Source organism: Microbacterium sp. LMI1-1-1.1 (genome assembly GCF_040815675.1).
Taxonomy (GTDB): domain Bacteria; phylum Actinomycetota; class Actinomycetes; order Actinomycetales; family Microbacteriaceae; genus Microbacterium.
On sequence record NZ_JBFPNN010000008.1, the window covers coordinates 313,340 to 325,941 of the forward strand.

The following is a 12,602-nucleotide window of genomic DNA, read 5'->3' on the forward strand; positions in this document are numbered from 1 at the left end:
GGATCCAGATCAACTAATGGTGTACTGAGGGCGTGAGAAGGATGACCACGGATTCTGCCGCGCCGGTGACCGGTGTCAGCCAGCTGTTCCAGCTGCTGCGCGACGGCGTACCGCGCACGCGGGCCGAGCTGGCCAAGTCGACCGGACTGGCCCGTTCGACGGTCGCGGTCCGGGTGGACGAGCTGATGCGCATGGGCCTCATCACCCCCGTGGCCGACGCCGTCTCGACGGGGGGACGGCCGCCGTCCCAGTTCGCGATCAACCCCGCGGCCAAGGTCGTCATGGCCGTGGACATCGGCGCCTCGCACGCGATCGTCGCCATGGCGGACCTCACCGGCAAGGTCCTCAGCGAGAAGACCGGCGCCCTCGACATCGCGCTCGGCCCCGAGCCGGTGCTGTCGTGGCTCGTCGAGGCGACGACCGAGCTGCTGGCGGCCTCGGGCCGCTCGGCATCCGACGTCGCCGCCATGGGCATCGGCGTCCCCGGACCCGTCGAGCACTCGACCGGGCAGCCGGTCAACCCGCCGATCATGCCCGGGTGGGACCGCTTCGACATCCCCGGCTGGATCAACCAGCACCTCGCCGTCCCCGTGCTCGTCGACAACGACGTGAACATCATGGCCCTGGGCGAGCGCAGCGTCGCCTGGCCGTCCGTTGACCACTTCATGTTCGTCAAGGTCGCCACCGGCATCGGCACCGGGATCATCTCCGGCGGCGAGCTCCAGCGCGGCGCGCAGGGCATCGCGGGCGACATCGGCCACGTGCAGGTCGCGCGCGGCGCGGACATCCCATGCCAGTGCGGGAACCGTGGATGCCTCGAGGCCCTGGCATCCGGACCCGCCATCGCCCGCGCGCTCCGACGCGACGGGATCGAGGCGCACACCGGCACGGACGTGGTCGACCTGGTCAAGCGCGGCAACATCGACGCGATCCAGGCGGTCCGTCAGGCCGGTCGCGACATCGGGGAGGTGCTGACGACCTGCGTGAGCCTGATGAACCCCTCGGTCATCGCGATCGGCGGATCGATGGCCCGCGTCGGCGAGCACCTCATCGCCGGCGTGCGCGAGGTCGTGTACACGCGGTCGACGCCGCTGGCGACGGAGTACCTCTCCATCGTGCAGTCGGTCGCCGCGGAGCGCGCGGGCGTCGTCGGGGCGAGCATGCTCGCGGTCGAGCACGCCCTGTCGCCGGAGTCGCTGAGCACGGGCTTCCTCCGCGTCTGACGCCGGCGCGGCGGTTCGCCGAATCGTCGGTTTGCGGGACCGGTGCCCTCGTTGCTGCCTCACCCGCCCCCGCAGGTCGCACCCGCCCCACCGGTCCTGCAGACGCGCGGCGGTTCGCCGAATCGTCGGTTTGCAGGACCGATGCCTTCGTCGCTGCCTCACCCGCCCCCGCAGGTCGCACGAGCCCCACGGGTCCTGCAGACGCCCGGCGACGCGGTGGTCAGAACGGCGTCTCCTCCTGCTCGAGAGCGGCGTGCTCGCGGCTGCAGAAGCCGCGATGCCCCGCGGCGGTGGACCCGCGCAGCGTGACGGGGGTGCCGCAGTAGCGGCAGGGGCGGGGGCGGACCTCGCGGTGGGCGAGCGCGCGGACGAGGACGAACGGCAGCACGGGACCGTCCCTTCGGGTGGGATGCAGGGATGCCACCCGCCACGACACACGATCTCGTCACGGGCCGGCGCCCTCCGGCCGTCTTTTCACCCTCTCCCTCACCCACGGCACGCGAGCGGAGCCTGGTCAGGATGCCGTGACTTGCCCCAAATGCACGCGCAGCACCGGCTTTCGCGTACATGTGCGCCACGTCACGGCATGCGAGCGAGGCCCCACACAGCTGCCGTGACTTGCCCCAAATGCACGCCCCGCCCCCGCCGCGGCGTACATGTGCGCCGAGTCACGGCATGGGGACGCCCGCCGCGCGGGGCGCGACGGGCGTCGGGTGGGTCACCCGCGGCGCAGAGTGTCCCTCTCGGCGCCGCGGGTGGTCTCAGGGCGACCGGGGTGCGGTCGTGGCGGCATCCGCGTCTCCGTCGGGGCCGGCGGCCGGCACTCCCTGGGCGGCGACGACGGCGGCAACGGACTCGGACGGCGCGTCGTGACCCGCACCGGTGCCGTCCTCGCGTCCGGCGGTCGCGGCGGCCACCGCGGCGGCGATCTCCCGCTCGTGCGCGGCCTTCCGGCGGCGTCCGGCGACGATGCGCCACGCGACGAACCCGGCGACGAGAAGGAGGAGGGCGAGCGCCGTCCACGGAACGGCCGCGGTCGACGCGGAGCCGACGGTGACGAGCGGGTCGAAGGTCGACGCCTCGGTGCCTTCCAGCGTGCGGGAGACGACCTGCGAGGTCGCGGTCACGTCGGCGGCCAGCAGGCCGAGGGGGAGGACCCCCGCCACCTCGACGGTGCGCTCCAGCGTGCTGCCGGGCAGCAGCTCGGGGGCGTCGTCCTCGGCCGTCACCGCGGCCCACCCGAACGGACCGCCCAGCGCGACGTCGACGTCGGGGTCCAGGCGCGAGTTCCCGGTGTTGTGGATCGTGTAGGTGACGGTCGCACTGCCCGCCTCGACCGGGTTGAGGGTGCCGTGGTAGTCCACGGCGACGTCGGTCACGGACAGCGCGGGAGCGAGGTCGCCCATCACGCGCAGGTGCACGCGGGACCCGAGACGTCGTTCGGTGACCGTGCCGTCGTCGCCGGTGACCAGCATGGATGCCACGACGCCGGCCGCGTAGTCCCCGGGCGGGGTGTCCGCGGGGACGGCGAGGGAGAACGGCACCTCGGCGGTGGCACCGCTGTCGAGGGTGAGCTGCGGGGTGGCGATGTCGATCCAGCTGCCCAGCTCGGTGGACTCCTCGCCGCCGGCGAGGATGTCGAGCGCTCCGTCGGCGGTGAGGAAGCCGTCCGCGGCGTACACGGCGAGCGTGATCGGCTCGGCGCTGCGGTTGGTCACGGAGAGGGCGTCGCCGACGGTCCCGCCGGGGGCCAGGTCGTAGCCGTAGTTGGGGCGGTCGCGCCCCTGCGCGGTGTCCGCCGGGCGCACGCTCCAGGTCACGGTCGTGTCGGGGGCGGTGTCCGCCGCCGCCGCCGCCAGCACCGAGGGTGCCGCCCGCAGCACCGAGGATGACGCCGCCGGCACCGCCGCCGCCGCCGGTGCGGCCGCCGCGGCGGGTGCCGCCAGTGCGAGCACGACCGCCGCCGCCAGCACCCCCGCCCGGGCCCGAAGCCCCTTTCTCGCAGCGCTGACTTGTCGCACATGTACGTCGACACCGCCGCGCGGCGTACATCTGCGGCAAGTCAGGGCATCGGACGGGGCAGCGGCCTCGACGAGCGCGGGCCCCGTGGCATCCATCGGGGCGGCAGGAGACGGTGTGGACAGCGGGGAGCAGAGGACGGGGGAGCGGGGCGCCAGGGACATGGGCGGGGCTTTCTGCGAGAGGAAGAGGGGCCGGGGCCGTGGAGCAGGTCCACGGCCCCGGCGGGGGGATCAGCTGAGCGCGGTCAGCGTGATGGTCGCGGTGTAGGTGCCGCGGGGGGTCTCGAGCGGGAGCTTGAGATCCAGGTCGGCGCTCACGAGCGAGGAGCCCCGCTCGTGGCCGTCGTTGGCCTGGGCGAGGGTGCGCGCGACCGAGAGGCCCTGGCCGCTGTCGAAGCCCGAGGGCACCGGAGCGCCGGCGACGGCGCCGCCCTGGGTCTCGAGCACCTCGGGCGTCCATCCGAGGTACTTGCTCGACACCGCCTCGCCGCCGGCGAGGAAGTCGGACACCTGCGCGGTGAGCGACCAGCCGGGGTTGCCGGGACGGGTGTCCTGGATGCGGATCGGGACGATCGAACCGGCCGCGTGGTAGTGATCGAGCTTCTCCTCGGCCACCCCCAGGTCGACGAGATTCGAGGTGCCCTCGATCGACCACGTGAGCTCGCCGGAGCCCTGGTCGGGCACGGTGACCGCGATCGACTGGTCGCCCGCGGGCGGGGCCGTGGGGGCCTCGCCGGTGAAGTCGCCGGTGGTCGAGCCGGCGCGGACGCCGGTCCCGAACGCCGCGGCCGGGGTGTTCCCGTCGAGCGCGAGAGCGCCGTACACGGTCGTGGCGGCGACACGCAGGTTGGCGTTGTTGCCCGAGAGCGTCAGGCCTCCGCCGATCGTGTTCGCGAAGGCATCCGCTCCGCCGTCGGCGGTCGCGCCGATGAGCACGTCCCGTCCGCTGCCGCTGACCGAGACGTCGCCCGCGACGATCGCGCCGGTGAGCGAGACGCCCCACGCCGAGCCGTCGATCGAGACGTCCTGGTCGACCGAGGTGCGCACGAGGTCGACGTACGTCGCCTGCTGCGTGGTGAGCGACCCGGCGATGGCGCTGTCGGTCACCTCGACGTCGATGCCGCCGGCCTCGACCGAGCCGCCGACCCGCAGGTCGGTGACGTAGAGGAACCCGACGGTCGTGTCGGCCGAGTACGCGCTGATGTCCCCGGCCACGCTCGTGCCGTCGAGGGAGACGCCGTACGCGTCGGTGGCGATGACGTCGCCGGTGACGGTGACCGACGTCGCGTCGAGCCAGCCGCCGGGCTCGACGATGATGTCGCCCTCGACGGTCGCGCCGCCGAGCACGCAGTCCACGCCGCCGGGGACGGTCAGGGTGCCCGAGACGGTCTGGCTGCCGAGGTCGCCGGTGCAGGAGAGGTCGGCCGCGTACGCGGGGACCGCGACGACGCTGCCCCCGATGACGAGGAGGCCGACGGTCGTGATCTTGGTGAGGTTCTTCATCTCTTCTTCCTCGTCCCTCAGGCGCGCAGGGACGCGATCTGGTCGTAGCTGCGGTCGGCGTTGGCCAGGGAGTTCAGCGGGTTGCCGCCGACGGCCGAGGTGGCGGCGTTGTCCTGCTCGAACATGCCGTAGCGCTGCCCGCGGTCGCGCAGCTGCGACAGGAAGGCGGTGTAGTCGATGTTCCCGGCGCCGAACTCGATGATGTCGTAGCCGTTGGCGCTCTCCGGGTTCAGCTTGCCGTCCTTGAGGTGGAGGATCGGGAAGCGCCGGGGGTCGCGCTTGATGTAGTCGATCGGCTCGAACCCGGGGTACAGGTGCTTGCCGACGTGGGCCCAGTAGACGTCCATCTCGAAGAACACCGACTCGCGGTCGAAGCCGTCCCAGAGCAGGTCGTACACCCGCTCGTTGGTGTCCGACGTGAAGCCCCACTCCTGCGCGTGGTTGTGCGAGTAGAGCTTGATCCCGGATGCCTTGGCCTTGGCGCCCATCTGGTTCCAGGTCTCGATGGCCGAGACCCACTGGTCGCGGGGGATGGGTCCGCCGTAGCCCCCGGCGATGGGTCCGCCCTGGCCGAGGTGCGGCGTGCCCAGGATGTGCGCGATCTCGAGCTGCTGGTCGATGTTCGCCGGGGTCAGGTTGACGTGGGAGCCGGCGGCGCGCAGGCCGTTGTCGTCGAGCAGCTGGCGGATCTCCTGCGGGGTGATCGCGCCGACCTGGCCCTGCGTGTACCCGGCGAACTCGATCTCCGAGTAGCCGATGTTCGCCAGCTCCTCGAAGACGGCGCGGAAGCCGAGGGAGCTGACCTTGTCGCGGACGGTGAACAGCTGGATGCCGATGCGGTTGACCGGCACGAGGCGCTTGCCGGCGCTGACGCTGGGGGCGGCGGCGCGGGCGCCGATTCCGGTGGCGGCGGTGGCCGCCGGAGCGGCGGCGGCGCCGATGCCGACGGCGACCGACGAAGCGGCCAGTGCCTTCAGCAGCGTCCGGCGGCTCATCGGCTTCGCCGAGACCGTCGGGTGCGCGTGGTCGTGGTGGTGACTCATGACTCTCCTTTGAGGTGTGTCCGCCCGGGGGACCCGGGTCGGCCGGGGGGCGGGGGCCGCGTCGAGACGCGACCCCCGCCGGGTGTTACCGCGCGACGGTCAGTCCGGCGATCGCGCTGCTCTTGGCCACGCCGGTCGAACCGGTGTAGGCCGCCTGCACCTGGTAGCTGCCGACGGTGCCGAGCTTCGGCAGCGTCACGCGGACGCTGCCGTCGGCGCCGAGGGTGCCGGTGAGGGTGGCGACGACCGCGTTGTTGCGGCGCACCGTCACGGTCGCCTCGCCGGTGGGCGCGATGCCCGTCGAGGAGGTGACCTTCACCGTCGCGGTCGCGGCCACGGCGGGCTTGACCGGGTTGGGTGCGACCTCGAGCGCGGTCGTCGACCGGGCCTGCGAGACGGTCAGGCGACCGATGCCGGCCGAGCCGATGAACGTCTCGTCCGCCCCGTACGTCGCGCGCAGCGTGTGCGTGCCCACGGGCAGGTCGGCCGGGAGGGCGAAGACGACGTTGCCGTCCGCGTCCAGGGCCGCCCGGCCCAGCTCGCGCTCGCCGGCGGTCAGCACGACCTCGCCGGAGGGGACGCCGCCGTCGCCGCGGACCGAGACGGTCACGTCACCGGGGGCGCCGTAGGTGGCACGCGGCGAGGCGAGCGTCACGAGCGTCCGGCTCTCGACCGTCGGCTCGTTCGGAGCGTCGAGGTCGATGGTGAACGTCGCCGATCCGAGCTCCGACACGTTGCCGCCGGTGTCGGTGGCGCGGTAGCGGATGTCGTACGTGCCGTTCTCGGAGAACGTCACGCCGTACTGCTCGCCGGCGGCCAGGTTCGACCAGGTCGCGCCGTTGTCGCGCGAGTACTGGACGCTGGCGAGGGTGCCGTTGTCGGCGGCCTGCACCGAGAAGCGGACCGGCTCGTTGTACACGCCGCCGACGCCCGTGGGGGCGGCGGGGGCGAGGGTGTGCGCCACGGTCGGAGCCGTGACGTCGCCGACGCCGTCGCCGACCATGGTCAGCGCGTCCAGGGCGAGCTCGTCGCCGGACGTGACGTACAGCGCACCGGTGCCCTCCGGGGCGTCGAAGGCGATCTCGACGTCCTGCCAGCCCTGGCCCGCCGGGATGGCGGCCGTGGCGAACGGCTCGGCGTCGGCCGCGCCCCAGCGCAGCTGCACCTCTCCGGCGCCGTTGGCGCGGATGACCGCACCGTCGATGCCGGCGAAGCTCACCGGGTCGAAGGCGAGGAAGTCGCCCGCGCCGAGACCGCGGACGGCGTTGCCGCCCGAGGCCGTGGCATCCGCGTAGTTCACGACGCCCTGGCGACGGATCGCGTGCTCCGCCTGCTGCTCCTTCGGGTTGAGACGGAGGGTCGCCTCACCGGTCGCGGCGGGCAGGCCGTTCGCGCCCCGGTCCGTGTAGGTCACCACGACCGCGCCGTAGAGCAGGGCGCCGGGGCCGTGCTCGGGCGAGTTCGGGTCGGTGCGGAACACGCCGGTGCAGCCGGTGCCCGAGACCTCGGGGTGGGCGTGCTCGTCGTGGCCGAGGCCGTAGGTCCACGCCACGCGGGCGCAGTCGGTGGCGTCGCCGTCCTCGGCGTCCGAGGTGGTCACCTGGAACGGGATGGCCTGACCCCAGTCGAAGAACGACCCGTTCTCGGGGAACGCGATCGTCACCTCGGGCGCCTGGTTGCCGACCGAGATGGTGCGGGTGGTCAGGCCGAAGCGGCCGGCCGGGTCCGACACCCGCAGGCGGGCGGTGTAGTTGCCGATCTCGGTGTAGGTGTGCGACGCGGTCGCGCCGGTGGCGTCGAACGTCCCGTCGCCGTCGAAGTCCCACTGATAGGTGACCTCGTCGCCATCGGGGTCGACCGACGCGGTGGCGTCGAACTCCACGGTCAGCGGCGCGGTCGACGACGACGTCGGCGTGGCGGTGAAGCTCGCCTGGGGAGACTTGTTCCCGGCGACGTAGTCGATCCGGTACAGGCCGGCGTCGGGGTTCGCGCGGAAGAAGCCGTCGCCGTAGTCGAGCACGTACATCGAGCCGTCGGGGCCGATCTCCATGTCCATCGGGTTGTCGTGCGGCGGCTGGCCGTTGGCGGTGAGGGCGGCGTTGGGCAGGAAGTCCTCGATCGCGGTCACGTCGAAGGCATCCCAGTCCACCGTGAACGCGGCGATGTAGTCCTGCGAGAACTCGCCCATGAAGGCCTTGCCGTCCCAGTGGCGGGGGAGCTTGGTCTCCGACGGGTTGGCCTCGTCGTAGTGGTACACCGGACCGCCCATGGGGCCCTGGCCGTTGCCCGCGCCGAAGTTCACGAGCTCGTCCCAGGGCTGGTCGCCCGGGCTGTCGCCGTAGTACAGCGTGGCGGCCTTGGCGGGCGGCAGCTCGCTCAGTCCGGTGTTCCAGCGGGACTCGTTGACGAGGTTCTCGGGGTCGAAGAACGTGCCGGGGGTCGCCGTGGCGAAGTCCCAGTCGTTGTAGGCGAAGTTGTCGGCGTGGACGTACGGCCAGCCGGCGTTGTGCGGCTCGTCGAGGCTGACGACGTTCCACTCCACGTAGCCCATGGGGCCGCGACCGGCGGTCTCGGCGACGGCCTTGGTCGCGTCGGGACCGTAGTCCGCCCAGGAGAGCGAGTTGGTGGCGGGGTCGACCTCGATGCGGAACGGGTTGCGCACGCCCATCACGAAGATCTCCGGGCGGGTCAGCTCGGTGCCCGGGGCGAACAGGTTGCCCTCGGGGATCGTGTACGAGCCGTCGTCCTCGACGTGCAGGCGCAGGATCTTGCCGCGCAGGTCGTTGGTGTTGCCGGCGCCGCGGCGCGCGTCGAAGCCCGGGTTGAAGCCGGGAGCGTCGTTGTTCGGCGCGAAGCCGTTGGCGCCCGGAGTGGATGCCGGGGTGTTGTCGCCCGTGGACAGGTACAGGTTGCCGTCGCCGTCGAAGTCGATGTCGGCGCCGACGTGGCAGCACTGCCCGCGCTGCACCTCGACGTCGAGGATGACCTGCTCGGACGCGGTGTCGAGGGAAGAGCCGTTCCACTGGAAGCGCGAGAGACGGTTCACGCCCTTCCACTGGTCCCAGTAGGACTCGTCGGCCCCGGCGGGGAGGGTGTTCGGCGCGTTCCCGGTGGGCACGTCGTTCTGCCCGTCCCCGTCGGCGTCGAGCGGCGAGTAGACGAGGTAGACCCAGTTGTTCTCCTCGAAGTCGGGATCCAGCGCGACCGTCTGGAGGCCGTCCTCGGAGTTGAGGTACACCGGGAGGGTGTTGACGACCGTCGTGACGCCGGTGGAGGGGTCGGTCAGGCGCAGGTCGCCGTTGCGGGCGGTGTGCAGCACGCGCTCGTCCGGCAGGACGGCCAGGTCGATCGGCTCGCCGACGTCCTTCGTCAGCAGCACACGCTCGTAGTTGGACCAGTCGAGGGCGCCTTCGCCGTCGCCGGGATCGGGGTCGGGGACGCCCGGGTCGGTGGGATCGCCGTGATCGCCGCCGGGGTCGGTCCCGTGGTCGTGGCCCTCGTGGGCGACGGCCGGCAATGAGGTGGCGCCGACGGCGGTCAGCCCGAGGGCGACGGCGGTGAAGACCGCCGTCAACCGGGACCGCACGGCGGGATGCCGAGAAGTAGAGTGCATCGTGAAACAGCTCCTGTGAATGCGTTCGAGTTGTTTTCACCGGGTCGTCACCAGCCGGTCTCAACGGCTGATCGTGGCGACCCGGGCCCTTCGCAGCGGCGGCGTCCGGCCGCGCGCCTGTTCTCCTCCGCTCTTCATCGAGTTCGGACGGATCGACGAGCAGCGCCTCGTACGGCGGCTGACGTGGACGACCCGGGGTGGGGGGACGAGTGCTCCGCGAGGGGATGAAGCGGGGCTGCTCTGGTGGTCATCCTGACCGAAGTTCGTCCATCGGTCAATCAAAAGTTGCGTAATGTGCGATCAGGAATCGAATACATGACGCGAGTCTTGTTATCCCTGATCGTCCAGGGTTAGCATCGGCCCACCCGGTGCCCCACGGCATCGCATTCCCCCACGATGTGCCGAGCGATGAGGCCGGCCAGCCCGAAGGAGGGCTCATGCTCCATGGAATGACCGGATGGCATCTGCTGATCGTGCTCGCGGTGATCCTGCTCCTGTTCGGCGCCGCGAAGCTGCCGGCGCTGGCCAAGAGCGTCGGACAGTCGGCGCGCGTCTTCAAGGGCGAGATGCAGGCGATGAAGGCCGACGACGGCGCCGAGGGAGTGGCATCCACCCCTCCGTCCCCCGCCGCGGCGACGGCTCTCCCCGAGCCCCCGCGCACCCCCTGACGCGATGATGCGCCGCATCCGGAGGTCCCCGGAGTGGCGCGAACGGCGCCTCTCGCTCGGGGGACACCTCGTCGAGCTCCGGCGGCGACTCACGATCGCGGCGCTCGCCGTGGTCGTCGGGACGGTGATCGCGTTCTTCTGCACCGACCCGTTGATCGCCGTGCTCACCGCGCCTATCCGCGCCGTCTCCGAAGCGCGCGAGAGCGACCTCGTCGCGCTCAACTTCGACTCCGTCACCGCCGCGTTCGACCTGCGGATGCGGATGTCGTTCGCCGTCGGCATCCTCCTGTCCGCGCCGGTCTGGCTGTGGCAGGTCTGGGCATTCGTCATGCCGGGCCTCACCCGCCGCGAGGTGCGGCGGAGCCTCGCGTTCGTCGGCGCGGCCGTGCCGCTGTTCTTCGCCGGCTGCGCGGCGGGGCTCCTCCTGATGCCGCACATCATCGAGCTCATGGCGCGGTTCGTGCCGGCGCAGGGCGCCGCGCTCTACGGTGCCGCGGTCTACTACGACTTCGTCCTCAAGCTGCTGCTGGCGGTGGGGGTCGCGTTCGTGCTGCCGGTGTTCCTCGTGGCGCTGAACGTCGCCGGCGTGCTCAGCGGACGGACCATCCTCCGCGGCTGGCGCGTCGCGGTGCTCGTCGCGACCGTGTTCGCCGCGCTGGCCACCCCGGCGGCCGACGTGATGTCGATGCTGCTGCTGGCCGGCACGCTGACGCTGTTCTACCTGGGGGCAGCCGGGGTCGCGCTCCTGCTCGACCGGCGGCGCGCCCGCGCCCTGGCTCCGGCGCCGGCGCAGGCGGAGGTGGCGGCGTGACCTTCGGGCTGACGATCGAGAAGCTGCTGCTCATCGCCGTCCTCGCCGCGCTCATCATCGGTCCGGAGCGGCTGCCCGCGGCGGCCGAGGCGCTCGGACGGCTCACCCGCCGGGCGCGGGGATGGGGTCAGGCCGCGCAGGGGCGTCTCCGCGAGGAGCTCGGCCCGGAGGCCGCCGACGTCGACTGGCAACGTCTCGACCCCCGCCGGTACGACCCGCGGCGCATCGTGCGGGAGGCGCTGCGCGCCGAGCCGTCGGTCCGGCCCCCTGTCGTGCCGCCGGTCGTTCCTTCTGCCGAGCCGTCGACCCCGCCCTCTGCGGGACCGTCGGTCCGGGCTTCTGCTGGACCGTCCTGCGGAGATCCGGCCGACACGCCGGGTGATCGGGTCGTCGGGGGCGGCGTGTCGCCCGATTCTCCGCACGACGGTGGGGCCGGTCGCGGGTAGGTGAGGGATGGATGCCACGGCAACGGCATCCACCCTTCTCACCGTCCTGCGGAGGTGCGGCCGACACGCCGGGTGATCGGGTCCTTGGGGTCGGCGTGTCGCCCGATTCTCCGCACGACGGCGGGACCTCACGACCACGGACGAAAAGGCGGCGGACCGCACGACGGACGGACGGGAAGACGAACGGGCGGACGGCCCGAAAGCCGTCCGCCCGCCCCGCCGCCCGAGGGTCAGTCCTGCAGCAGGGTCAGGGTGATCGTCGCGGCGTAGGAGCCGGCGGCGACGTCGGCCGGGGTGCGCAGGAGCAGGTCCGCGGTGGCGGAGTAGGCGCCGCCCGCCGCGTCGCTCGCGCTGTCGACGCTCGCCAGCAGCTCGGCCTCGACGAAGCCGCCGATGCCCGGGTCGACGGGGTCGCCGGGCGCGACGACCTGGTCGCCGCCCTCGGGGTTGCCGGACACGATGTCGGGGTACCAGCCGAAGGACTCGGCCGCCAGGATGGGCGGCTGACCCGCGGTGCCCGCGAAGTCGGTGATGGACCCCATGACGTACCAGTACGACGACGGGTCGATGTTCTCGGGGAGGCGGGTGTCGGTCACGGTCACGGTCGGCAGCTTTCCGGTGAACGTGCGGTCGGTGCCGTCGCGTTCGGCCTCGGTGAGGGAGGTCGAGTCGTTCGCGACCGTGAGGGCGAGGACGCCGGGCTCCGCGTCGGGGGCGATCTCGACGCGGACGTCGACGGTGTCCTCGTCGGCGGCGACGGCGGCGCCGGCACCGACGACGGCGAGCGCGCAGACGCCGAGGCCGGCGGCGCCGAGACGGGCGAGGAGACTGCGGCGAAGGGTCGTGGACATGGGGAGCTCCGTTCTGCCACCGCCGGGGCGGTGCTGTCGCACGAGGCGACTCGTGGTGGGGAACGGCCGCCGGGGACGGCCGCTGAACGAGATGCCGGTCGTCGGCGGCGCACGTCGGCTGGAAGCCTCGTGACGGCGCTGTCACGGGTCGGTTCTGCGGGTTCGAGCCGACAGTAGCCCCGCATCACACAACGGTCAAGCAAAAGATGCACGCACGTCGAACAGCCGAGCCAGCCGGTAAAAACGCCTGCAGCCGGGAAAAATCCTTTGACCGTACACCAATGCAGCGGAGCGGTGGACCCACAACCCCAGTAGTGCTGCTGATTCTAAACGCCTATCTGCCAGGTTTTGTAGACGTGTTGGTAAAAGCCACCTACGATGACGACCGTCGAGGGCGACGGAGATCGTGCGTCGGCCGCGACG

The 12,602-nt window shown here is 72.2% G+C and carries 10 protein-coding genes; 4 read left to right on the forward strand and 6 right to left on the reverse strand.

Annotated elements, in window-relative coordinates:
• Positions 1-41: 41 nt before the first annotated feature.
• Positions 42-1,223 carry an ROK family transcriptional regulator gene (locus tag MRBLMI1_RS11125; protein WP_367732667.1) on the forward strand — a complete coding sequence of 394 codons (1,182 nt, stop codon included), beginning with the start codon at positions 42-44 and terminating at the stop codon, positions 1,221-1,223.
• A gap of 220 nt (positions 1,224-1,443) precedes the next feature.
• Here MRBLMI1_RS11125 and MRBLMI1_RS11130 read toward each other — a convergent pair whose 3' ends face one another.
• The 5 genes from MRBLMI1_RS11130 to MRBLMI1_RS11150 all read right to left on the reverse strand — a co-directional run bounded on the left by MRBLMI1_RS11130 (position 1,444) and on the right by MRBLMI1_RS11150 (position 9,403).
• A complete protein-coding gene (locus MRBLMI1_RS11130; RefSeq protein ID WP_367732669.1) occupies positions 1,444-1,611 on the reverse strand; it encodes a hypothetical protein in 168 nt (55 codons plus the stop codon).
• Positions 1,612-1,984: 373 nt separating this feature from the next.
• A complete protein-coding gene (locus MRBLMI1_RS11135; RefSeq protein ID WP_367732672.1) occupies positions 1,985-3,178 on the reverse strand; it encodes a DUF916 domain-containing protein in 1,194 nt (397 codons plus the stop codon).
• A 297-nt stretch (positions 3,179-3,475) separates the two neighbouring features.
• Entirely contained in the window at positions 3,476-4,747 is a 1,272-nt protein-coding gene (locus MRBLMI1_RS11140; RefSeq protein WP_367732674.1) for a hypothetical protein, read from the reverse strand.
• 17 nt (positions 4,748-4,764) lie between these two features.
• Positions 4,765-5,790: a sugar phosphate isomerase/epimerase family protein gene (locus tag MRBLMI1_RS11145; RefSeq protein ID WP_367732676.1), complete on the reverse strand. Its 1,026-nt coding sequence runs from the start codon at positions 5,788-5,790 to the stop codon at positions 4,765-4,767.
• Positions 5,791-5,875: 85 nt separating this feature from the next.
• On the reverse strand, positions 5,876-9,403 hold the full coding sequence (locus MRBLMI1_RS11150; protein ID WP_367732678.1) for a PQQ-dependent sugar dehydrogenase: 3,528 nt from the start codon (positions 9,401-9,403) through the stop codon (positions 5,876-5,878).
• 437 nt (positions 9,404-9,840) lie between these two features.
• Between MRBLMI1_RS11150 and tatA the strand changes: the two genes are divergently transcribed.
• From tatA to MRBLMI1_RS11165, 3 genes are read left to right on the forward strand one after another with little or no spacing between them, the layout of a single operon-like run.
• Positions 9,841-10,071 (forward strand): twin-arginine translocase TatA/TatE family subunit, encoded by a 231-nt coding sequence (gene tatA, locus MRBLMI1_RS11155; protein WP_367732680.1) that lies wholly within the window; start codon positions 9,841-9,843, stop codon positions 10,069-10,071.
• A gap of 4 nt (positions 10,072-10,075) precedes the next feature.
• Positions 10,076-10,882, forward strand: coding sequence for a twin-arginine translocase subunit TatC (tatC, locus tag MRBLMI1_RS11160; protein ID WP_367732684.1), 807 nt, complete (start codon positions 10,076-10,078; stop codon positions 10,880-10,882).
• Positions 10,879-11,328, forward strand: coding sequence for a twin-arginine translocase TatA/TatE family subunit (locus MRBLMI1_RS11165; RefSeq protein WP_367732687.1), 450 nt, complete (start codon positions 10,879-10,881; stop codon positions 11,326-11,328). Before tatC ends, MRBLMI1_RS11165 begins: the two co-directional genes overlap by 4 nt.
• Before the next feature lie 230 nt (positions 11,329-11,558).
• Here the strand turns inward: MRBLMI1_RS11165 and MRBLMI1_RS11170 are convergent, their stop codons facing one another.
• Positions 11,559-12,179, reverse strand: coding sequence for a hypothetical protein (locus MRBLMI1_RS11170; protein ID WP_367732690.1), 621 nt, complete (start codon positions 12,177-12,179; stop codon positions 11,559-11,561).
• Between the last annotated feature and the right edge of the window lie 423 nt (positions 12,180-12,602).

Coding starts and splice junctions, on each gene's coding strand:
- MRBLMI1_RS11125 (WP_367732667.1), top strand. CDS start 42: ATGACCACGGATTCTGCCGCGCCGGTGACCGGTGTCAGCCAGCTGTTC.
- MRBLMI1_RS11170 (WP_367732690.1), bottom strand. CDS start 12,179: ATGTCCACGACCCTTCGCCGCAGTCTCCTCGCCCGTCTCGGCGCCGCC.
- MRBLMI1_RS11150 (WP_367732678.1), bottom strand. CDS start 9,403: ATGCACTCTACTTCTCGGCATCCCGCCGTGCGGTCCCGGTTGACGGCG.
- MRBLMI1_RS11140 (WP_367732674.1), bottom strand. CDS start 4,747: ATGAAGAACCTCACCAAGATCACGACCGTCGGCCTCCTCGTCATCGGG.
- tatA (WP_367732680.1), top strand. CDS start 9,841: ATGCTCCATGGAATGACCGGATGGCATCTGCTGATCGTGCTCGCGGTG.
- tatC (WP_367732684.1), top strand. CDS start 10,076: ATGATGCGCCGCATCCGGAGGTCCCCGGAGTGGCGCGAACGGCGCCTC.
- MRBLMI1_RS11145 (WP_367732676.1), bottom strand. CDS start 5,790: ATGAGTCACCACCACGACCACGCGCACCCGACGGTCTCGGCGAAGCCG.